The following is a 21,548-nucleotide window of genomic DNA, read 5'->3' on the forward strand; positions in this document are numbered from 1 at the left end:
CCTTTCGCAATTGCGAAAAACCTTGTATGAGCCGCGCAACCGAAAAAGGCGGCGCTTTTGGGCCTGCTGCCTGCAACGTTCCCGAGACCAGAAAAATGAACCTCCGCAATATCGCGATCATCGCGCACGTCGACCATGGCAAGACCACGCTGGTCGACCAGCTTCTGAAACAGTCCGGCGCCTTCCGCGACAACCAGCGCGTCGCCGAGCGCGCCATGGATTCCAACGACCTCGAAAAGGAACGCGGCATCACCATCCTGGCCAAGGCGACCTCGGTCGACTGGCACGGCACCCGCATCAACATTGTCGACACGCCCGGACACGCCGATTTTGGCGGCGAGGTCGAGCGCATCCTGTCGATGGTGGATTCGGCGATCGTGCTCGTCGACGCCGCCGAAGGCCCGATGCCGCAGACCAAGTTCGTGGTCGGCAAGGCGCTCAAGGTGGGCCTGCGACCGATCGTCGTCATCAACAAGATCGACCGTCCGGACGCCCGCCACATCGAAGTGGTCAACGAGGTGTTCGACCTGTTCGCGGCCCTCGACGCCACCGACGAGCAGCTCGATTTCCCAATCCTCTATGGTTCCGGCCGTGACGGCTGGGTTTCGGAAAATCCCGAGGGCCCGAAGGACCTGGGTCTCGCCCCGCTGTTCGACCTGGTCGTCAAGCATGTGCCGGCGCCGACCGTTCATCCCGGCCCGTTCCGCATGATCGGCACCATCCTCGAAGCCAACCCGTTCCTCGGCCGCATCATCACCGGCCGCATCGAGTCCGGCACGCTGAAGGCCAACCAGGCGGTCAAGGTGCTGCACCATGACGGCACGCAGATCGAGACCGGCCGCGTCTCCAAGATCCTCGCCTTCCGCGGTCTCGAGCGCCAGCCGATTGACGAAGCCCAAGCGGGCGACATCGTGGCCATCGCCGGCCTGTCGAAGGGCACCGTCGCCGACACTTTCTGCGACCCGGCGGTGAGCGAGCCGCTGCATGCGCAGCCGATCGACCCGCCGACCGTCACCATGTCCTTCCTCGTCAATGACTCGCCGCTTGCCGGCACCGAGGGCGACAAGGTGACCAGCCGCGTCATCCGCGACCGCCTGCTGCGCGAGGCCGAGGGCAATGTCGCGCTGAAGATCGAGGAATCGGCGGAGAAGGACTCCTTCTTCGTCTCCGGCCGCGGCGAATTGCAGCTCGCCGTGCTGATCGAGACGATGCGCCGCGAAGGTTTCGAGCTTGCCGTGTCGCGTCCGCGCGTCGTCATGCAGAAAGGCGACGACGGCCAGCTGCTGGAGCCGGTCGAGGAAGTCGTCATCGACGTCGACGAGGAGCATGCCGGCGTCGTCGTGCAGAAGATGTCGGAACGCAAGGCCGAAATGGTCGAGCTGCGCCCGTCCGGCGGCAACCGCCAGCGCCTTGTCTTCCACGCACCGACGCGCGGCCTGATCGGCTACCAGTCCGAATTGTTGACCGACACGCGCGGCACCGCCGTGATGAACCGCCTGTTCTTCGCCTATGAGCCTTACAAGGGCGAGCTGCCCGGCCGCACCAACGGCGTGCTGATCTCCAACGAGCAGGGCGAATCGGTCGCCTATGCGATGTGGAACCTCGAAGACCGCGGCCCGATGATCATCGATCCGGGCGTCAAGGTCTACCAGGGCATGATCATCGGCGTCCATTCGCGCGACAACGACCTCGAAGTGAACGTGCTCAAGGGCAAGAAGCTCACCAACATCCGCGCCGCCGGCAAGGACGAGGCGGTGAAGCTGACGCCACCGATCCGCATGACGCTGGAGCGGGCGCTGGCCTGGATCCAGGACGACGAGCTGGTCGAGGTGACGCCGAAGACCATTCGCCTGCGCAAGCTCTATCTCGACCCGAACGAGCGCAAGCGTTTCGAAAAGGCCGCCAAGGTGATGGGCGCGGCGTAAGCTTCCAGATGAAGTTCAAAGAGGGACCCGGTGCTCCCTCTTTTCGTTTCAGCGGCACGCGGCAGACAAGATAGCGCTGCAATCCGCCTCTCCAGCCAGATCGATGCGCACCGCCAAGCCGTCGCGAACCGGCTTGCGCAAGGCTTTGGCGCCATCCGGTTCGATGGTCAGTCACCTTCGGTCGTCCAGGGCCTGAAGCCTTGACCGCGAAAGGCCGAGTTCGCCGGCAAGCAGGCGGTCAAGCCGCAAAGGTGTCGTGCCATCGAGACGAAGGTCGAGCGCGAGCGCGACCGCGCGTTCCGGCTCACCGTCCAGAAATTCCTTTCGGACCGTGACATCGGGAGATTCCTCGATCCGGCCGGCTCTGTCGCGCAGCGTGGCGGCATCGAAAGCAAAGCGGCGCACAAGCGCTGGATCGTTGCTTTCGAGCGCCGCAAGCCGCGCCGGCTCGATCTCGCGGCGGTTTTGCCGCTCCAAGATGGTGAAGTTCCAGGCGTTGTCGCAGTCGACGCAGCGATAAATCAGCCAGACGTCGATGCGCTTGCCGTTGGCGTTGACGCGGAATTTTTCGCCGCATCGATACGGTTTGACGCCACCGCAGCGATTGCAGTTGATCAGAGGTCGAGGTGCGATTGCGGGCGCGATCGTCCAGTGGACACGCAAGGTAGACATGCCGGCAGGCCCTTCCCGTCGGGAAGTCCGTCAGGCCGGCAATGTCCGAGATGCCCCTTTTTGTTGAGCATGATCTTTTCCGAAAACCGGGTACCATTTTTCGGCATCATGCTCATGCGGGCACGGCGTGGCGAAGGCTGCGTGCGTTGGAAGTCAGGCGTCGGCGTGGGTCACACGCGGCGGCTCAGCAATGCCAAACCGGTCTCGAACCGCCGCCTGAAGAACACGTGAGATGAAGCAGACGCGCCAATGACCGCGCCTACGGTGCATTCAGAGGAGTTGGCGAGACCGGCGGTTACTGAGGCAAAGTGATGCTCGAAAATGGCTATCGGGGTGGGTCTTCTAACCGCATGGCGTCCAGCCGGCAAGCCGTCCGACTTTCGCCATCCCGGCGGTTGCGCTAGTCTCGTGGGCTCAAGTTCTTCACCACAAGAGGTCCGCCATGCATCTCGCCTCGCTGCTGATCTTCGCCGCCGCTTTGTTCGTCGCCGCCGGCTCGCCCGGACCGTCGATCGCAGCACTCGTGGCGCGGGTGGTCTCGAAGGGGTTCCGCGATGTCTTCCCGTTCCTGCTGGCGATGTGGATCGGTGAAGCCGTCTGGCTGTCGCTGGCGGTGTTCGGGCTCGCCGTCGTGGCGCAGACCTTCCACTACGCTTTCGTCGTCGTGAAATGGGTGGGCGTCGCCTATCTCGCCTATCTGGCGTTCAAGATGTGGACGGCGCCGGTCGAGGCGAAGGAAGGCGAGATGCCGCGCGAGGACTCGCCCTTGAAACTGTTCTTTGCCGGCATGGCGGTGACGCTCGGCAACCCGAAGATCATGATGTTCTATCTGGCGCTGCTGCCGACCATCATCGATCTCGCCTCGGTCAGCGTTGTCGGCTGGGTCGAGCTGACGCTGACCATGGCTATCGTGCTGGTGGTCATCGACCTCGCCTGGGTGCTTGCCGCTTCGCAGGCGCGCCGGCTCCTGAAGAGCAAGCGCGCCATGAAGATCGCCAACCGCGTCAGCGCCACCACCATGGCGGGCGCGGCCGCGGCAATCGCGGCGCGTTCCTAATGCATGTCGCCCAAAAGTGCACCGCGGTTTTGGGATAACGACATGCATCAAAACGCTTAAGCGCTACATCATCTCGATGATCGGCGCGACCTCGACGCTGAAGCCAGGATCCATCAGGATCGGGCAGTCCTTGGCTTTGGCGACGGCATCGTCGATGTTCTTGGCTTCGACGATTGTGTAGCCGGCAGTCGGATTGCTGCCGCCATTGTTCTCGATCTTGCCGCTCGGCAGCACCGTCTTCGACATGCCGACCGGATTGCCGCCGTCGACCACGGCCGTGCCGAGCTTGTCGTACCAGCCGGTCCAGGCATCCATAGCCGCTTTGCGTTCGGCTTCGTCGGTCGGCATCTTGCCGGAGCCGTGATAGACATAGAGAAATTTCGCCATGTTCTCCTCCCTTGTCGGCGGCGTCGAACCGGCATGCGGCCACGCCGCTTGCAATATGCGGCTGCGCCGCAGTCCTGGATATGCGGCTACGCCGCAATCCTGATCATCGGACCAAATGGCGGGATGGGCAACGAAAAATTCGATATTGCTAATGTAAAGCCGCGGCCGCTACCGCGCCATGGCGTGGTATTCGGGGTTGGGCCGCATGTCGACCGCGGCGGCCACCCGGTTCGACATGTTGAAGAAAGCGGCGGTCGAGGCGATGTCCCAGATATCGCGATCGGTGAAGCCGGCCTGGCGCAAGGCCGCGCGGTCGGCCTCGACGATCGTGGCCGGCTCCTCGGTCAGCTTGACCGCGAATTCGAGCATCGCTGTCTGTTTCGGCGACAGCTCGGCGGCGCGGAAATTCATCACCATCATCTCGCCGAGCGCCGGTTCGCCCGACAGCTGGCGCACTGCCGCGCCATGCGCGGTCAGGCAATAGAAGCAGTGGTTGATTGAGGAGACGACCACGGCGATCATCTCGCGCTCCAGCTTCGAAAGACCGGAATCGCCCAGCATCAGATCGTTGTACATGTCGGTGAAGGCGCGCAGCTTCTTCTCGTCGAAGGCGTAGGCGGTGAGCACGTTGGGTACGAGGCCGAGCTTCTCCCGGCATTTGTCGAAATAGGCTTTCGTGGCCTCGCTGAGCTCCGCCTGGACAAGGTCGAGCGCGGTTATTTTGCCGGTCATGGTCGTTCTCCTCGCGCGGCGATGGCGTCGGTTCGAATTTTTTAAAGCGTCGTCAAACCTTTGTCGCCAAACCGCAGTCATCTGGCTACCATAGTCGCAAAAGCATGCCACGGGAGGCAATAAGCGTCATGGCCAGCGTGAAATTCAAGCCGAAGAAGAAAGCCGCCGCCGCGAAAGCGGAAGAGAAACCCGCACGGCTTGCCGACTATCTGCTGGCACGGGCGCCCGCCGAGGACATCGCGTCCTATGACGTGACCGACCTCGAACGCGCCGGCGAGCTCGCCGCGCAAGCGGTCGCCAGCCACCGGAAAGGCGAAAGCGTCGTCGCCGTCGAGGCCGATTCGGGCGTCGCCTGCGATGGCCGGCCGGTCACGGTGATCACCGTCGTCAACGACAACATGCCGTTCCTGTTCGATTCCATCCTCGGCGAGATCACCGAGATCAGCGGCGAGCCGACGTTGGTTACCCATCCGATCGTCACCGTCCGCCACGGCAAGGATGGTGTGGTCGAGGTGCTTGGCGATGGCGGCAAGGAGGATGACGACAGGCTGAGTGTCGTCCATGTCCACATTCCAAGGCTGAACGCCGAGCAGGCCAAGAGCCTCACCGAGCGGCTGCGCAAGATGCTTTCGCAGGTCCGGGCGGCCGTCGCCGACTGGAAGCGCATGCTCGCCCGCCTCGACCAGGCGATTTCCGAATTCCGCTATTCGGCGGTGCCGCTCGATAAGAAGAGCGTCGCCGAGGCGATCGCCTTCCTCGAATGGCTGCGCGACGACAATTTCACCTTCCTCGGCATGCGCGAGTTCAAATATACCGGCGGCGAGGAAAGCGGCTCGCTGGAGCGCGCCGAAAAGCCTGGGCTCGGCATCCTTTCGGATCCCGATGTGCTGGTGTTGAGGCGCGGCACCGAGGCGGTGACGACGACGCCGGAGATCCGCGCCTTCCTGCACGGGCCGGAGCCGCTGATCGTCACCAAGGCCAACGCCAAGTCGTCGGTGCATCGCCGCATCTATCTCGATTACATCGGCATCAAGACCTACACGGCGAAAGGCGCGCTCGCGGGCGAGCTGCGCATCGTCGGCCTGTTCACCTCGACCGCCTACACGCGCTCGGTGATGAAGATCCCCTATCTGCGCTCCAAGGCCGAGACCGTGATCTCGAAATCCGGTTTCGATCCGCACGATCATTCCGGCAAGGCGCTGATCAACATCCTGGAAAGCTATCCGCGCGACGAGCTGTTCCAGGTTCCCATTCCCATCCTGCGCAAGCACGCGGTCGCCATACTCGGGCTGATCGAGCGGCCGCGCGTGCGGGCGCTGGTGCGCGTCGACCAGTTCGATCGCTTCGTCTCGATCATCGTTTTCGTGCCGCGCGACCGCTACGACAGCGTCGTGCGCGAGAAGGTCGGCACCTATCTCAAGACGGCGTTCGAAGGCCGGTTGTCGGCCTATTACCCGGCCTTTCCGGAAGGCGGACTGGCGCGCGTGCATTTCATCATCGGCCGTTCCGGCGGCAAGACGCCGAAGGTCGAGCAGTCGACGATCGAGGCGGCGATCCGCGACATCGTGCGCACCTGGGAGGACGCGCTCTCCGAAGCCGCGGAAGCGGCCGGCAGCGATCCGGCGCTGAAGGCGATCGCGGCGCGGTTCCCCGAAAGCTATCGCGACTCCTTCTCGGCCGCCGTGGCGTTGGCCGATGCCGGGCGCATTGCGAAGATCAGCGCCGTCAATCCGATCGCCATCGATTATTACCGCCATGCCGACCAGAAGCCGCAACAGGCGGCTTTGAAAATCTATCATTTCGGCAGCCCGGTGGCGCTGTCGCGGCGCGTGCCGGTGCTGGAAAACATCGGCTTCCGCGTCATCAGCGAGCGCACTTTCGAGGTCGGCGACGATCCGGCCGACCGGGTGTTCATCCACGACATGGAGCTGGAGAACAGCTACGGCGCGCGAATAGACCTTGCCGATGGCGGCGCGCTGTTCGAGGACGCGTTCCTGTCGGTCTGGCGCGGCGATGTCGACAATGACGGCTATAACGGCTTGGCCCAGACCGCCGGCCTGTGGTCGGGCGAGATTACCATCCTGCGCGCCTATGGCCGCTATCTGCAGCAGGCCGGTATTCCGCAGAGCCAGGATTTCATCGCCGCAGCACTCAACCGCTATCCGGAGATCGCGCGCGGCCTGCATGCGCTGTTCGTCGCACGGCTCGGGCCGGCGGCGGAGGGCGATGGCGCGGTCGCCGCCAAGCACCTCAAGGCCAAGATCAAGGACGCGCTGGAAGAGGTGCCCAATATCGATGACGACACGATCATCCGCCGCTATCTGAACCTCATCGAAGCCTCGCTGCGCACCAATCATTTCGTAGCCGATACGAAAGAGAAAGGGCAGTCGCTGGCGATCAAGCTCGACTCCCAGGCGGTCGAGGGCCTGCCGGCGCCGCGGCCATGGCGCGAAATCTTCGTCTACGGCTCCGAGGTCGAGGGCGTGCATCTGCGCTTCGGTCCGGTGGCGCGGGGCGGCCTGCGCTGGTCGGACCGCGCCCAGGATTACCGCACCGAGGTGCTGGGCCTGGTGAAGGCGCAGCAGGTGAAGAACGCGGTCATCGTGCCGGTCGGCGCCAAGGGCGGCTTCTACCCGAAGAAGCTGCCGATGAGCGCCGGGCGCGACGCGATCTTCGAGGCCGGGACCTCGGCCTACAAGAATTTCGTCTCCAGCCTGCTCTCGATCACCGACAATATCGGCGTCGACGGCGTCATCCCGCCGGCCGGCGTGGTGCGGCGCGATGCAGACGATCCCTATTTCGTCGTCGCCGCCGACAAGGGCACGGCGACCTTCTCCGACACCGCCAACGCCATTTCCGAAAAACACCATTTCTGGTTGGACGACGCTTTCGCCAGCGGCGGTTCGGCCGGCTACGACCACAAGAAGATGGGCATCACCGCCAAGGGGGCCTGGGAAGCGGTGAAGCGGCATTTCCGCGAGATCAACCGCGACATCCAGACCTCGCCCTTCACCGTGGTGGGCGTCGGCGACATGTCGGGCGACGTGTTCGGCAACGGCATGCTGTTGTCGCCGCAGACTAGGCTGATCGCCGCTTTCGACCATCGCGACATCTTCATCGACCCCGATCCGGACATGGCCGCATCGATGGCCGAGCGGGTGCGCATGTTCGCGCTGCCGCGCTCGTCGTGGCAGGACTACGACAAGTCGAAGCTGTCGGAAGGCGGCGTCATCGTCTCGCGCAACCAGAAATCGATCACGCTGCCGCCGGCGGCGGCTGCCGCGATCGGCCTCGCCAAGACGACGGCGACGCCGGTCGAGATCATGAACGCCATCCTCAAGGCGCCGGTCGACCTTCTGTGGTTCGGCGGCATCGGCACTTATGTGCGGGCTTCAGGCGAGAGCAACCAAGATGTCGGCGACCGGGCAAACGACGCTGTCCGCGTCACCGCGCTCGATGTCCGGGCGAAAGTCATCGGCGAGGGCGCCAATCTCGGCGTCACGCAGCGGGCGCGCATCGAGTTCGGCATGAATGGCGGCCGCTGCAATTCGGACGCCATCGACAATTCGGGCGGCGTCAACTGCTCTGACGTCGAGGTCAACATCAAGATCGCGCTGGCTTCCGCCATGCGCAAGGGCTCGCTGACGCGGCCGGCGCGCAACAAGCTGCTCGCCGAGATGACCGACGAGGTGGGCGCGCTGGTGCTCTCCAACAACTACCAGCAGACGCTGGCGCTCTCGCTGGCGCGCAAGCGCGGCCTCGCCGACATCGCGCACCAGGCCCGTTTCATGACGGCGCTGGAATCGCGCGGCCTGCTCGACCGCGCGGTCGAGACGCTGCCTTCGCCGGCGGCGCTTGCCGAACGCGAGGCGCGTGGCGAGCCACTGACCAGGGCCGAACTCGGCGTGCTGCTCGCCTATGCCAAGATCGTGCTGTTCTCCGACATCGTCGCCAGCGACGTGCCGGACGAGCAACATTTCGACCGCGACCTGATGGGCTATTTCCCGGAACGCATGGCGAAGAAATTCGCTGGCGAGATCCGCGACCACAGGCTGCGGCGCGAGATCATCGCGCGCGTCGTCGCCAACGATCTGGTCAATCGCGGCGGGCCGTCCTTCGTCAACCGGCTGCAGGAAGCGACCGGCCGCACGGCGGCCGATGTCGTGCGCACCTTCGCGGTGATCCGCGACGGCTTCGCGCTGCCGGCGCTCTACAAGGAGATCGACGCGCTCGATAACCAGATCGACGGCCAGATCCAGCTCGATCTCTATCAGTCGGTCAGCCGGCTTATCTTTGTGACCAGCGGCTGGTCCCTGAAGAACGAAGTGGGCTCCGCGCCGCTGGGGCAGCGCATCGCCGAATTGCAGGACGCGCGCAAGGCGCTCGAACCGAAGCTGGCGTCGCTGCTGCCGGCCTTCTCGCGCGAGCGTATCGAGGAGCGGGGACATGGCCTGTTCAAGGGCGGCGCGCCGGAAAAACTCGCCGGGCAGCTCGCCCTGGCCGAAGTGGCCGAACTGATCCCGGATGTCGCGCTCACCGCGCGCACGGCCAATGCCGACATCGTCAGCGCGGCCAAGGCGTTCTTCGCCGTCAGCGATGCCTTCCGCATCCCGCGCGTCGAGGAGGCCGCGCGCTCGATCATGCCGCCCGACTATTACGACCAGCTGGCGCTGTCGCGCGCGACCGACACGATCGGCGTGGCGCGGCGCGGCATCGCGGTGGCGGCGCTTACCGCGCACGGCACGGCGGCGGATCCGGTCGGGGCGTGGCTCGAGGCCGGCGGCGAACGCGTCGCGCGCATCCGCGAGCGGCTGCAGGCGCTGACCGAAGGCGGCGACATCACCGTGTCGCGGCTCTCGGTGGCGTCCGGCCTGATGAGCGACCTGACGGGGATGTGAAGTTCCTCGCCCCTGCCAAAGCGGCTGGTCTTTGGCGATAGCGCGCATGGCAGCTTGGCGCTTGCGTTATCCTATGCTGCGCTGGTCGAGCCCCACTCCGTCTCGGCTTCGCCGAGCCACCTCTCCCCCGATCGACGGGGTAGAGGAAGGCGCCAAGCTTTTTGCCGTCAATGCTCGTCCAGCAACGCTCCCTTCCTTTCCCTCCGGAGGGGGGAAATGTGGCGCTGCGAAGCAGCGACGGATTGGGGGAACCACCTGGCAATCAAGCCTCGGCCCGATCGGTCACGCCAGAAGAGGCGTGCATCGCGTAGCCGCCTTCGTGGGGCGAGGAATTGGCGCCTGCTTGTTCATTTGCATCACTGCCTGAAAACATGCAGACATGGCGCCCGACGCGAGCGGTGCCAGGGGAATCAGCATGGTGGCGGTAGAGACAGTGCAGCGGGCATCGGGGCGCGGCATCTGGGGCTGGATGTTCTTCGACTGGGCGGCGCAGCCTTTCTTCACTGTCGTCACCACCTTCATCTTCGGGCCCTATTTCGTCTCGCGCATGGCGAGCGATCCGACCGCCGGTCAGGCTGCCTGGGGCTATGGCATTGCCGCCGCGGGCTTGGTCATCGCGGTGCTCTCCCCGGTGCTCGGCTCGATCGCCGACCAGACCGGGCCGCGCAAGCCGTGGATCGCCTTCTTCGCGACGATCAAGATCGTCAGCCTCAGCCTGCTGTGGTTCGCCGCACCCGGCTCGAATCTTTTCCTGGTCGTGCTCTTGTTCTCGCTGGCCTCGGTGGCGGCCGAATTCTCCACCGTGTTCAACGATTCCATGATGCCGCGGCTGGTGCCGAAGCAAGAGATCGGCCGGATATCCAACATGGCCTGGGGGCTCGGCTATCTCGGCGGCATGATCGCGCTGATCTTCGTGGTGCTGTTCCTGGCGGGCAATCTCGAAACCGGCAAGACGCTCATCGGCCTCGATCCATTGTTCGGACTCGATCCGAAACTCGGGGAGGACGCGCGCTTCACCGGGCCGATGTCCGCCGGCTGGTATTTCCTGTTCATACTGCCGATGTTCTTCTTCACGCCGGACGCCAGCAAGGGAATCCCGATCGGCCCGGCGGTGCGCGAGGGCCTGTCCGAGTTGAAGTCTACTCTGGTGGAAGTGCGCCAGCGCAGCGGCATCCTGCGCTTCCTGCTGGCGCGCATGATCTATCAGGACGGCGTCAATGCGCTGCTGGCGCTCGGCGGCACCTTCGCGGCCGGCATGTTCCACTGGTCGATTACCGAGATCGGCCTGTTCGGCATCATCCTCAACGTCGTCGCCATCTTCGGCTGCTGGATCGCCGCGCGGCTCGATACCGCGCTCGGCTCGAAGCACGTGGTGATGATCGCGCTGGTGATGCTGTCGGTCGCCACGATCGGCGTCGTCTCGACCGGTCCGGGCTTCACGCTGCTTGGCCTGATCCCGCTGTCGACCGCCGATTCCGGCGGCCTGTTCGGCACCGCGGCCGAAAAGGCCTATATCCTCTATGGGCTGCTGATCGGGCTCGCTTTCGGGCCGGTGCAAGCCTCGTCGCGTTCCTACATGGCGCGCAGCGTGACTGCCGCCGAGTCGGGCCGCTATTTCGGCATCTACGCGCTGGCGGGACGCGCGACCAGCTTCCTGGCGCCGTTCATGGTGGCGACCATCACCACGATGAGCGATTCACCACGGCTCGGCATGGCGGCGATCATCCTGTTCCTCGGCATCGGCATGGCGATCCTGGTGGGGACACCCTATCCGGCGGACAAGCCGAAAGAGATGCTTCGATAATTCTACTCCGCTGGCCGCTTGCCGCGGTTTTCTGCGCTTCCGGTGCTCACGGACCTGAATGTCCGCTCCGCTCCGGTTCTCGAAAACCGCACCAATCGACTCAGCGGAGCGAATTCTTGAAGCATCTCCGCGCCGAGCATCAATGCCGGAAGTGCCGCACGCCCGTGAACACCATGGCGATGCCGTGCTCGTCGGCGGCGGCGATGACGTCCTCGTCGCGCATCGAGCCGCCGGGCTGGATGACGGCCGTGGCGCCGGCCTCGATCGCCGAGAGAAGGCCGTCGGCGAAGGGGAAGAAGGCGTCGGAGGCGACGACCGAGCCTTTGGTCAGTGGCTCGGCGAGGCCCGCAGCCTCCGCCGCGTCCAGCGCCTTGCGGGCGGCGATGCGCGAGGAATCGACGCGGCTCATCTGGCCAGCACCGATGCCGACCGTGGCGCCGTCCTTGGCATAAACGATGGCGTTCGACTTGACGTGCTTGGCGACGCGGAAGGCGAATTTGAGGTCGGCCAGTTCGGCCGGCGTCGGCGCGCGTTTCGTCACCACCTTCAGCTCGAGGTCGTCGACCACGGCGTTGTCGCGACTCTGCACCAGCAGCCCGCCGGCGACCGATTTCGCCGTTGTGCCGGCAGCGCGCGGGTCGGGCAGGCCGCCGGTGACCAGCAGGCGCAGGTTCTTCTTCGCGGCGACGATCGCGGCTGCCTCGTCGGTCGCGTTGGGCGCGATGATGACCTCGGTGAAGGTTTTCACGATCTCCTGCGCCGCCTCGGCGTCGAGGATGCGGTTCATGGCGACGATGCCGCCAAAGGCCGAGACTGGATCGCAGGCCAGCGCCTTGGCATAGGCCGCCTTGAGCGTTTCACCCTCCGCAACGCCGCAAGGGTTGGCATGCTTGATGATGGCGATCGCCGCCGAGCGGGCGGGATCGAACTCGCCGACCAGCTCGAAGGCCGCGTCGGTGTCGTTGATGTTGTTGTAGGAGAGCTGCTTGCCCTGCAGCTGCTTTGCCGTCGCCACACCCGGCCGTTTGTCGCCCGACAGGTAGAAGCCGGCGTTCTGATGCGGGTTCTCGCCATAGCGCATCACCTGGTCGAGATGGCCGCCGAAGGCGCGCCAGGTCGGATGCTCGATCTGCAGCGCCTCGGCGAACCAGCCGGAGATCGCGGCGTCATAGGTGGCGGTGCGGGCAAAGGCCTTGGCCGCAAGCATCTTGCGGAAGTCGAGCGACAGCGAGCCAAGATTCATCTCCAGCGCGTTGACGACGGGCGCATAGTCGGCCGGATCGGTGACGATGGCGACATAGGCGTGGTTCTTGGCCGAGGCGCGGATCATCGCCGGTCCACCGATGTCGATGTTCTCGACGATCGAGGCATAGCCGGCGCCGGAGTGGCGGACCTCTTCAAACGGGTAGAGGTTGGAGACGACAAGATCGATCGGCTCGATGCGATGGTCACGCATGGCCTTGGCATGCTCGGCATCGTCGCGGATGCCGAGCAGCGCGCCATGCACCGACGGATGCAAGGTCTTCACCCGGCCGTCCATGATCTCGGGAAAGCCGGTGAGCTCGGAAACGTCGCGCACAGCCAGGCCCGCCTCGGCGATGGCCTTCGCCGTGCCGCCCGTCGAAACCAGCTCGACGCCGGCTGCGGCGAGCGCTTTGGCGAAATCGACCAGGCCGGTCTTGTCGAAGACGGAAAGCAGCGCCCGGCGCACCGGAACGAGATCGGGCGCCGGAATGTTTTTCGTGGGCACGGCCATGGGCGGGCGGCCTTTCAGAGCTGTTGGACGGGACGTTGGCCGGCCCTAGCATATGAGCCCCGGAAATCAAGTGAGTCTCGGAAATCAAGCGCGCGGCCGGATTTGTCGGGAATTCAGTTGTTCTCGGGATGGCCGGCAATGCCGGTGCGGGTCAGCTGCCAGTGGACTTCGGCAACCTCCGAGGCCTTGAAGGAGAGCACGATCTGCCGACTGCGGCGCGGGCCGCTCAATCCGGCGAAATAGATCGATTCCTCGACCTCCGGCACCACTTCGGCGCAGGTGAAGACCCAGGTGTCGCCCTGCGCGGCGGCGAGCGTCAGGCGGTCGTGGTCGTCCTGCAGCAGGCTGATGTCGGGGTGGACATGGAAGCGCACCGTGACGAAGTCGCGGCCGTTGTTGCGGATCACGGCATTGCCCGGGCGCAGGAAACGGTCGCGGCCGGCAAGCACGTTGCCGTTCGTGGTCAGCTTCAGCTCGCGCTCATGCAGGAAACCGAATTGCTGGACATAGCCGTCGTGGCGCGCGACGAAGCCGTGCACGCCCTTCTGGTCGAGGCGCTTGCAGGGCACGTGCTGCGGGCCGCCGATCAGCGGCGAGCCCAGCAGGTCGCTGACGCGCAGCGAATGGCTGAAGCGCGCCGACGAGGTGTCGTTGAGCGTAGCGGTCGAATGCGCGGCGGTGGCGCGCGCCAGCGGCCGGAATTCCGGGGCGCCGTAGGTGTCGATGCCGGCATTGACGATGAAGTGCTGGCGCCCGGAGGAGAGTTCGAAGGCGAGGCAGCCGGCGTGCGCGGCGTTGGAGACGTCGACCGGCGGCGGCAGGCCGGTGTCGGCGATCACCGTCACGCCGCCCATCGACAGGCGCTCGTAGCCGGAGTGCGGCGCGTGCAGCAGCGGCGCGCCCACCGTGTCGTCATGGCGCATGATGGTGGCGATGCGGTCGTGGATGGTGGCGCCCATGCCGTTGAAGCGGGCGAGGCTGCCGTCCTGGTGGCGAAAGAAACGCAGCGCCGGCAACATGCGGTCGATGGCGCCGATCAGGGCCGACGGCGGCGCCTCGGCCTGGTTGGCATAGGTCTGGCGCAACGGCAGAAGGTCGGCCAGCAGCTCCAGCACCGCCATCGGCTTGCGCGAGATATGGCCGCCATCGGGCAGGATCTGATGTTCCAGCTCCTCGGCCAGGTTGCGTGTCGCGGCGCGCAGCGCCGAGGCCGGCGCCGGCAGAGACAGCGCGGCGAAGGCGAGCGCGATGCGGGCGCGCAGCCTGGCCTCGCCATCCGGCATCTCGCGCGCCATCGAGCGGAGATAGCGGATCTGCACGGCGAGCGATTTCAGGAAGGCGCGATAGAAGGGGAATTCGGCGCCTTGCAGCACCACCGAGGAATGCTGCAGCCAGGCGATCACCCGTTTGGCCGTCGTGCCCGGCTCCCAGGCGATGCCGGAGATCTGGTTGCCGTGCATGGCGATCCAGTCGGTGACGAGCGCCCTGGCGTTGGCGGCGGCAAGCTCGGTGCCGGTGGCGCGCATGTGGCGCAGCCAGCGGAAGCCATGCAGCGATTTCTGCCAGCCGCGATTGGGCACGTCGAGCTGGAAGGGCGATGTGCCGCCGGTCTCGACCAGATGGCCGGACAGCGGGTAGCGGCCGTAATAGATCTCCAGCGCGATCTGCGGATCGGCGAGCCGCAGGTCCGGCGGCGCGATCAGGACACGTTCGGGCGTGCGGCCGGAATAGCGCCAGCGATAGACCGGGCCGGCGCGGAGGTGCCGGCGCGTTTTGCGCCAGAACTCCCTCGCGACAAGCGTCCATAGACGCGTCGTGCTGCCGGCAACAAGTGCCAATAGCCCTCCTGATGTCCCCATAACCCGAGCACAAGCTTATGCGATTCAAGAACTTATGCGAAGGCGGATTTCGCCGAAGTGAACCAATTCACGCGGCCGCGGCCGGGTCTTCCCTAAAAAAGTCAGCAAGTTTTATGAGATAACGTTTCAATCGGTCCGTCTCATCCGCGCGGCAAAGAAGCCGTCCAAGCCTGAAATCCCGGGCGATTCCAGCGCGAGGTCGGCCGGCGTGGTGCGCAGAGTGCCCTCTGGCGTCAGGAATGGGTCGATATCGGCAATTTCGCCAGGCCGGATCGGATCGGCGCCCACGCCGGGGTTCCCGGCGAGGAAATCGCGATAGAGCTCCTCGCCTTCGATCGGGTCGAGCGAGCAGTTGGAAAAGACGATGCGGCCGCCGGGCCTGACGAGACCGACGGCATGGGCAAGCAGCCGGCGCTGGAGATCGGCGAGCTTTTCGACATCCGCCATGGTCTTGGTCCAGGGCACGTCGGGATGGCGGCGCACCGTGCCGGTCGAGGAGCAGGGCGCGTCGAGCAGCACGGCGTCGAACAATTGCGCCGGCCGGTAATCCAGAAGGTCGGTCTGGACGAGTTCGGCGGTCAGGCCGAGGCGCCCGAGATTCTGACTGAGCCGCGCCAGCCGGTTCTTCGAGGTGTCGACCGCGGTCACCTCGGCGCCGGCCAGGATAAGCTGCGCCGTCTTGCCGCCGGGCGCGGCGCACAGGTCGGCGACGCGCTGTCCGCGGATGTCTCCGAACAGGCGCGCCGGCAGGCTTGCCGCGGTATCCTGCACCCACCATGCACCGTCGGCGAAACCGGGCAGGTCGATGACATTGGCGGAGAGCTTTTCGACACGCACCGTGCCGGTCGGCAGCACGATGCCGCCCAGTCGCTCGGCCCAGAGCGCAGAATCGGCCTTGATCGTGAAATCGACCGGCGCCTCGTGGCGATGCGCGGTAAGAATGGCGCGCGCCCTGTCGGCTCCGTAGGCGGCGGTCAGCCGCTGCGAAAACCATTGCGGCGCCTCGCTGGTTGCAGCGAGCGCCGGGGCAAGCTCGGCCTCCTTGGCGCGCGCCAGCGAGCGCAGCACCCCGTTGACGAGGCCGGAGAAGCGCAGTGTTCGCGGATCGGACTTGGCGTGGGTCACGGCTAGGTCGACGGCGGCGCTGTCGGGAACATCGAGGAACAGGATCTGCGCGGCGGCGACGTTGAGGATATGCGAGAGCGCGGTGGCGTTGGCCGGTAGCGGCTTTTCCAGCCGCCTGGCCAGCAGCCCGGCAATGGTCATGCGATAGCGCAGCGCGGTGACCAGGATGGCGCGCACCAGCGCCCGGTCGCGGCCGTCCAGCGCCCTGTATTGCGGGTGGCCGTGCTCGTTGTCGGTCAGGCCATCGAGCGGCGTATGCGCGTCGATGACGGCGGCAAGCAGGCGCGCGGCCGCCTTGCGCGCAGCAAGACCGGCGACGTTCTCGTCGCCATTCTTGTGTTGCGGATTGGCTGGCTGTCCGCGCCTCGGCGGCGTCACGACCAGGGACCCTTCTGCCGGACATTGCGCGGTCCGGTCGGGTTGCGGCCCCAGGGATTGGGCTTCGGCGGTGCCGGCTCAGCCTCTGGGGCCGCGTCTGCCGGCTTGCCCCATGGCCCCGCCGACGGCTCCTCGGGCTGCATGGGTGGCGCGGAAGCCTTGCGCCGATTGGCCGGCGCGGCGCCACCCATCGCGCGCGCCATCTCCTGCAGGGCAGCGATGCGGTTCTCCGTGTTCGGATGGGTCGAGAACAGATTGTCCATGCGCTCGCCGTGAAGCGGGTTGATGATGAAAAGATGCGCCATAGCCGGGTTGCGCTCGGCGTCCGGATTGGGAATCTGTTCGGCACCGCGTGCGATCTTGTTGAGCGCCGAAGCAAGCCATAGCGGGTGACCGCAGATCTCGGCGCCGCGCCGGTCGGCTTCGTATTCGCGCGTGCGGCTCACCGCCATCTGCACGATCATGGCGGCGAAGGGCGCGACGATCATCGCCACAAGCACGCCGACGAAGCCGAACGGGTTGTTGTTCTCCCGGCTGCCGCCGAGGAAGAAGGCGAAATTGCCGAGCATCGAGATGGCGCCGGCGAGCGTCGCCACGATCGTCATCGTCAGGGTGTCGCGGTGCTGCACATGGGCAAGCTCGTGCGCCATCACCGCTGCGACCTCTTCGTGGGAGAGCCGCTCGAGCAGGCCCGTGGACGCCGCCACCGCGGCATTCTCGGGGTTGCGGCCGGTGGCGAAGGCGTTGGGCTGCGGGTTGTCGATCAGATAGGTCTTCGGCATGGGCAGCCCGGCCTGCTTGGCCAGCGCCTGGACGATCGCGTAATATTCCGGCGCGTTCTTCTCGTCGACCTCGACGGCGCGGTTCATCGACAGCACCATCTTGTCGGCGTTCCAATAGCTGAACAGATTGGTGCCGGCGGCGATCAGAAGCGCGATGACCATGCCGCCCGAGCCGCCGATCAGATAGCCGACGCCCATGAACAGCGCCGTCATCGCGGCAAGAAGCATGGTGGTGCGAAGCGTGTTCATCGTTTCATCCGTCTGACGTGGTGTCGGAGGGGGCCAGAGCATCGGACCGAAAAGTGGAATCCGGTTTTCGGAGTATTTCGATGCTCACCAATAGGGGTCGATCCTTCTGGTATCATGGCTATATGATGGGAGAGGCCGGTCTTCGTTTCAATCGGCGGGAGTATCGCATGACCGAAGAGCCAAGCAAAACCGAAGCAGTTGCAACGACCGCAGAGCTGCGAAAAGCGCTGACGCCCGAAGCACAGCGGGCGTTAGCAGAGGCTGAAGCGCGTCGTCAAAAGTATCGAGCGGCGGAAGCGCAGTTGCCGAAGGAAATCGGCGGCCGCGGCGGCAAGGAACCTGGCCGCTACGGCGACTGGGAAGTCAAGGGTCTCACCAGCGACTTTTAAGCAACGGCACGCTCGGGCGCGAAGGCGATCCAGCCATTGTCGTCCGTCGCGATGACGATTTCGTCGTAGGAACGGATTGTCGGGTGCGACGTGACGAGCGGGCGGACATGCGTGGCGCTGATCACCATCACCGAGGCGCCGGAAGCCTCGCCCGCCGCTATGCCCGCCGGCGCATCCTCGAAGACCAGGCAGTCGCGCGCCTCGACGCCGAGACGCCTTGCCGCCAGAAGGAAGCAGTCCGGCGCCGGCTTGCCATGGGTGACGTCTTCGGCGGTCACCATCATGGCGGGAACCGGGATGCCGGCCGCCTTGATGCGCAGCAGCGCCAGCTCGCGCGGCGCCGAGGTGACGATCGCCCAGCGCTCTGGCGGCAGCGATTGCAAAAACGCAACGGCGCCGGGGATCGGGACGATGCCTTCGAGGTCATCCGCCTCGGCCTTGAGCAGCAAATCCGCCTCCGCCAGCGGATCGACACCCGGAAGCCTCAGCGCGGCGATCGTCTCGCGCGCGCGCCTGCCATGGATCGTGGGCAGGAAAGCCGCCACATCGAGGCCATGCCTGTTTGCCCATGCCGTCCACACCCGTTCCGCCGCGGCGATCGAGTTGAGCACCGTGCCGTCCATGTCGAACAGAAAGGCGGCGAATTTTGAGCCTGCAAACATCGGATGTCCTGGAGAATCGTTTTGGGGGAGGGGCGAAACGCAAAGCGCAGTTTAGACTGGGCAGGACCGCCTGAGAAGGGAGCAGGTCAGCGTTGATAGAACGCTGACCTGCTCCCACTCCTTGTTTTTACGCAATTGCGGACGGAAGACCCCTGCGCACTTTTCCTGAATTGCTCCAGACGCCGCCATTTCGACTCGGCGCCGGAACCAGCCCCGGCTCGCGGCGTTGAACAGGCAGTCTTTCCAAAATCACGAAGGGGGGCATGCGATGCTGATCCGGCTCGGCTATGAACTCGCCATCGAATGCGCGGCGGTGACGCCGATCATCTCGCTTCTCGACATTCATGCCGAACGGCATGCCGACATCAAGCGGCAGACGCGGGTTCTGACCTCGCCCTCGGTGCCGACCCGGACCTATCGCGACCGCCACGGCAATATCTGCCGTCGCTTCACGGCGCCCGCCGGAAGCTTCCGCATCCTCTACGATGCGGCGATCGAGGACAGTGGCGAGACCGACGAAGTCAATACATTGGCGCGCGAAACGCCGGTCGCGGAACTGCCCGACGACGTGCTGGTCTATCTGCTCGGCAGCCGCTACTGCGAGACCGACCACCTCAGCGACATCGCCTGGCAGCTTTTCGGCCATTTGCCGCCTGGCTGGGCGCGGGTGCAGGCGATCGTCGATTATGTCAACAGTAGGCTTTCCTTCGGCTACGGCTATGCGCGCGCCACGCGCACGGCGGCCCAGGCGCATGAGGAGCGCGTCGGCGTGTGCCGCGACTTCGCGCATCTGGCGATCGCGCTTTGCCGATGCATCAACATTCCGGCCCGCTACGTGAACGGCTATCTCGGCGATATCGGCGTGCCGGCCGATCCGGCACCGATGGACTTCTCGGCTTGGATGGAAGTTTTTCTCGACGGCAAATGGTACACGTTCGATCCGCGCCACAACTGTCCGCGCATCGGCCGCGTCGTCATTGCGCGCGGCCGCGACGCCACCGACGTGCCGCTGCTGCACAGTTTCGGTCCGCACCAGCTCAGCCTGTTCAAGGTCTGGACCTACGAGCAGGAAGGCAACCGCTTCAATCCTCCGCATCATGGCATCGATCGGACGGTCAGCGCGCAGATGCTCCTTTGATATTCATACCGGCCTGATCTCTATCTCAACAGACCCTGCGCTGCGCCTGTTTCATGGCTGCCGCTGACCCGCTTCGGCACAGTTCGATTGTGCCGAAGAGAGAACGACCGCGACAGCCTTCGAGATCATGGTAAGCACTTCATGAAGGTCGCTTGGCCAGCGTATTTTCGTTTACTTCCCGTTCACTCTAGTATTTGCCGAAACCCAGCAAAAACAATGGATTAACCTGCCGTTAAGCGTCTTTCGGCGGCCGACGGCCGGGTCTGGCCGAAATCCTGCAACACCCTTGTCGTGCGGCACGGGTGCCGCAAACAGTGGAGGCGGAAGAGATGCGGCAGTTCAGAGGTGTCGTTCGTGGGGTGGACGGCTTTACCCGCAATCGCGAAGGCAATTTCGCGGTTCTGTTCGGAGCTGCCGCATCGGTCCTCGCGCTGGGGGTGGGATTCGCGGTCAATATCTCGCAGCTCTACAATGCGAGATCGAGCCTGCAGGGCGTCGTCGACGCCGCTGTGACCTCGACGGCCCGCGATCTCACCCTCGGCGTCATCACCGAAGCCGACGCCAACAAGACGGTGCAGGCGTTCCTCGACGCCAACAGCGCGGCCGGCATCCTGCAGGCCAACCGGATCGTGCTGGACAAACTCACCGTCGACAGGACGGCCAGCACGGTGAAGGCGGATGTGCACACCGATCTCAGCCTCTATTTCCCCCTGTTCAGCATCGGCGACATGCAACGGGTGACGTCCTCGACCACGGCGCTCTATTCGGACAAGACGGTCGAGGTGGCGATGATGCTCGACGTCACCGGTTCGATGGCGGGCCAGAAGATCAAGGACCTGAGAACCGCGGCGAGCAACGCGGTCAATTCCTTCCTCACCGGCCAGAACGCCGCCAATCCGCGGGTGCGGGTGGCGATCGTGCCTTATGCCAATTCGGTCAATGTCGGCTCGCTCGCCGCAAGCACGGTCTTTGTCGAGACCAAGGCCAGCGAGCGCAAGCAGGCGCCCGGCAATGACGATCCGAAGTATGTCTCGGCGTCGACGCGGCCGGACAACTGCGCCACCGAGCGCAAGGGCGCCTACCAGTATTCCGATGCCGGGCCCGATGTCAGCATGGTCAACCGCGACCTCTACCTGTCCGACTTCGCCAAGCAGTCCCGCACACGAGCCTGTCCGGTCGCGTCAATACAGCCGCTGACCACGGATGCCTCGGCTCTGAACAACGTCATCAAGGACCTCGATGCCTCCGGCGGCACGGCGGGCCATATCGGCGTCCAGTGGGCCTGGTACATGCTCTCCGAAAACTGGGGCAGCGTGATGAAGGCCTCGGAACGGCCGGCGAAGATGGATCCGAAGAAGGTCGCAAAATACGTGATCCTGATGACGGATGGCGAATTCAACCTGTCCTATTTCGACGCCGACGGCCCGGATCAGGTTTATAACGACGCCGGCAAGGTTGAGACACGCACGGCTGCGACGACGCTCTGCGCGGCGATGCGCGACCAAGGCATCGAGATATTCACCATCGGCTTTGCCCTTACGGAGAAGAACGCCAAGTCGACGCTGCAATCCTGCGCCAGCCCCGATAGCGGCAACAACAAGCATTTCTATCAGGCGGCCAACGGTACCGAGCTCGACCAGGCGTTTCAGGATATCGTGCGCAACATCGACAATCTCTCAATCACCAAATAGCGGGCGCCATGTAGCGCCAGGTAGGTGGAAGCCTCCGCTCGATG

Annotated in this window: 15 protein-coding genes; 7 read left to right on the top strand and 8 right to left on the bottom strand. The window is 65.0% G+C overall.

Translation table 11 applies throughout. The features are described from left to right. Positions 1-95 precede the first annotated feature (95 nt). A complete protein-coding gene (gene typA, locus FJ417_RS06550; protein WP_140782904.1) occupies positions 96-1,925 on the top strand; it encodes a translational GTPase TypA in 1,830 nt (609 codons plus the stop codon). A 171-nt stretch (positions 1,926-2,096) separates the two neighbouring features. Here the strand turns inward: typA and FJ417_RS06555 are convergent, their stop codons facing one another. Then, positions 2,097-2,597 carry a DUF1062 domain-containing protein gene (locus FJ417_RS06555; RefSeq protein ID WP_246687405.1) on the bottom strand — a complete coding sequence of 167 codons (501 nt, stop codon included), beginning with the start codon at positions 2,595-2,597 and terminating at the stop codon, positions 2,097-2,099. A 442-nt stretch (positions 2,598-3,039) separates the two neighbouring features. On the opposite strand from FJ417_RS06555, the gene FJ417_RS06560 reads away from it, so the two are divergent. Continuing rightward, a complete protein-coding gene (locus tag FJ417_RS06560) occupies positions 3,040-3,654 on the top strand; it encodes a LysE family translocator (RefSeq protein ID WP_140704354.1) in 615 nt (204 codons plus the stop codon). Between the two features lie 63 nt (positions 3,655-3,717). On the opposite strand, the gene FJ417_RS06565 is transcribed toward FJ417_RS06560, so the two are convergent. Together FJ417_RS06565 and FJ417_RS06570 are read right to left on the bottom strand one after the other, a co-directional pair. Then, complete coding sequence (locus FJ417_RS06565) at positions 3,718-4,041, bottom strand: hypothetical protein (RefSeq protein ID WP_140782905.1); 324 nt, start codon at positions 4,039-4,041, stop codon at positions 3,718-3,720. A gap of 168 nt (positions 4,042-4,209) precedes the next feature. Then, on the bottom strand, positions 4,210-4,773 hold the full coding sequence (locus tag FJ417_RS06570) for a peroxidase-related enzyme (protein ID WP_140647000.1): 564 nt from the start codon (positions 4,771-4,773) through the stop codon (positions 4,210-4,212). A gap of 128 nt (positions 4,774-4,901) precedes the next feature. Between FJ417_RS06570 and FJ417_RS06575 the strand changes: the two genes are divergently transcribed. Together FJ417_RS06575 and FJ417_RS06580 are read left to right on the top strand one after the other, a co-directional pair. Beyond that, entirely contained in the window at positions 4,902-9,671 is a 4,770-nt protein-coding gene (locus FJ417_RS06575) for an NAD-glutamate dehydrogenase (protein WP_140782906.1), read from the top strand. 415 nt (positions 9,672-10,086) lie between these two features. Next, positions 10,087-11,475 (top strand): MFS transporter, encoded by a 1,389-nt coding sequence (locus FJ417_RS06580; protein WP_246687406.1) that lies wholly within the window; start codon positions 10,087-10,089, stop codon positions 11,473-11,475. 139 nt (positions 11,476-11,614) lie between these two features. On the opposite strand, the gene purH is transcribed toward FJ417_RS06580, so the two are convergent. The 4 genes from purH to htpX form a co-directional block, all read right to left on the bottom strand. After that, complete coding sequence (purH, locus tag FJ417_RS06585; RefSeq protein ID WP_140658958.1) at positions 11,615-13,231, bottom strand: bifunctional phosphoribosylaminoimidazolecarboxamide formyltransferase/IMP cyclohydrolase; 1,617 nt, start codon at positions 13,229-13,231, stop codon at positions 11,615-11,617. Positions 13,232-13,344: 113 nt separating this feature from the next. Then, positions 13,345-15,069, bottom strand: a complete 1,725-nt coding sequence (locus FJ417_RS06590; protein WP_140782907.1) for a heparinase II/III family protein — start codon at positions 15,067-15,069, stop codon at positions 13,345-13,347. 147 nt (positions 15,070-15,216) lie between these two features. Continuing rightward, entirely contained in the window at positions 15,217-16,593 is a 1,377-nt protein-coding gene (locus FJ417_RS06595) for an RsmB/NOP family class I SAM-dependent RNA methyltransferase (protein ID WP_246687407.1), read from the bottom strand. Continuing rightward, complete coding sequence (gene htpX, locus FJ417_RS06600; protein ID WP_140782909.1) at positions 16,590-17,624, bottom strand: zinc metalloprotease HtpX; 1,035 nt, start codon at positions 17,622-17,624, stop codon at positions 16,590-16,592. Before htpX ends, FJ417_RS06595 begins: the two co-directional genes overlap by 4 nt. Positions 17,625-17,791: 167 nt before the next feature. Between htpX and FJ417_RS06605 the strand changes: the two genes are divergently transcribed. Beyond that, positions 17,792-18,013 (top strand): DUF1674 domain-containing protein, encoded by a 222-nt coding sequence (locus FJ417_RS06605; protein WP_140783013.1) that lies wholly within the window; start codon positions 17,792-17,794, stop codon positions 18,011-18,013. Here FJ417_RS06605 and FJ417_RS06610 read toward each other — a convergent pair. Continuing rightward, complete coding sequence (locus FJ417_RS06610) at positions 18,010-18,675, bottom strand: HAD-IA family hydrolase (RefSeq protein WP_140782910.1); 666 nt, start codon at positions 18,673-18,675, stop codon at positions 18,010-18,012. The two genes, FJ417_RS06605 and FJ417_RS06610, sit on opposite strands and share 4 nt — an antisense overlap. Positions 18,676-18,943: 268 nt before the next feature. On the opposite strand from FJ417_RS06610, the gene FJ417_RS06615 reads away from it, so the two are divergent. Both FJ417_RS06615 and FJ417_RS06620 read left to right on the top strand, forming a co-directional pair. Further along, positions 18,944-19,813, top strand: coding sequence for a transglutaminase family protein (locus FJ417_RS06615; protein WP_140782911.1), 870 nt, complete (start codon positions 18,944-18,946; stop codon positions 19,811-19,813). A gap of 329 nt (positions 19,814-20,142) precedes the next feature. Then, positions 20,143-21,504: a pilus assembly protein gene (locus tag FJ417_RS06620; RefSeq protein ID WP_140782912.1), complete on the top strand. Its 1,362-nt coding sequence runs from the start codon at positions 20,143-20,145 to the stop codon at positions 21,502-21,504. The last annotated feature ends 44 nt before the right edge of the window (positions 21,505-21,548 follow it).

It is taken from the genome of Mesorhizobium sp. B3-1-7, from assembly GCF_006439385.1.
In the GTDB taxonomy this organism is placed as follows: domain Bacteria; phylum Pseudomonadota; class Alphaproteobacteria; order Rhizobiales; family Rhizobiaceae; genus Mesorhizobium.

Coding starts and splice junctions, on each gene's coding strand:
- FJ417_RS06620 (WP_140782912.1), top strand. CDS start 20,143: ATGCGGCAGTTCAGAGGTGTCGTTCGTGGGGTGGACGGCTTTACCCGC.
- FJ417_RS06580 (WP_246687406.1), top strand. CDS start 10,087: ATGGTGGCGGTAGAGACAGTGCAGCGGGCATCGGGGCGCGGCATCTGG.
- FJ417_RS06605 (WP_140783013.1), top strand. CDS start 17,792: ATGACCGAAGAGCCAAGCAAAACCGAAGCAGTTGCAACGACCGCAGAG.
- htpX (WP_140782909.1), bottom strand. CDS start 17,624: ATGAACACGCTTCGCACCACCATGCTTCTTGCCGCGATGACGGCGCTG.
- FJ417_RS06560 (WP_140704354.1), top strand. CDS start 3,040: ATGCATCTCGCCTCGCTGCTGATCTTCGCCGCCGCTTTGTTCGTCGCC.
- FJ417_RS06575 (WP_140782906.1), top strand. CDS start 4,902: ATGGCCAGCGTGAAATTCAAGCCGAAGAAGAAAGCCGCCGCCGCGAAA.
- FJ417_RS06615 (WP_140782911.1), top strand. CDS start 18,944: ATGCTGATCCGGCTCGGCTATGAACTCGCCATCGAATGCGCGGCGGTG.
- FJ417_RS06570 (WP_140647000.1), bottom strand. CDS start 4,773: ATGACCGGCAAAATAACCGCGCTCGACCTTGTCCAGGCGGAGCTCAGC.
- typA (WP_140782904.1), top strand. CDS start 96: ATGAACCTCCGCAATATCGCGATCATCGCGCACGTCGACCATGGCAAG.
- FJ417_RS06555 (WP_246687405.1), bottom strand. CDS start 2,597: ATGTCTACCTTGCGTGTCCACTGGACGATCGCGCCCGCAATCGCACCT.
- FJ417_RS06610 (WP_140782910.1), bottom strand. CDS start 18,675: ATGTTTGCAGGCTCAAAATTCGCCGCCTTTCTGTTCGACATGGACGGC.
- purH (WP_140658958.1), bottom strand. CDS start 13,231: ATGGCCGTGCCCACGAAAAACATTCCGGCGCCCGATCTCGTTCCGGTG.
- FJ417_RS06565 (WP_140782905.1), bottom strand. CDS start 4,041: ATGGCGAAATTTCTCTATGTCTATCACGGCTCCGGCAAGATGCCGACC.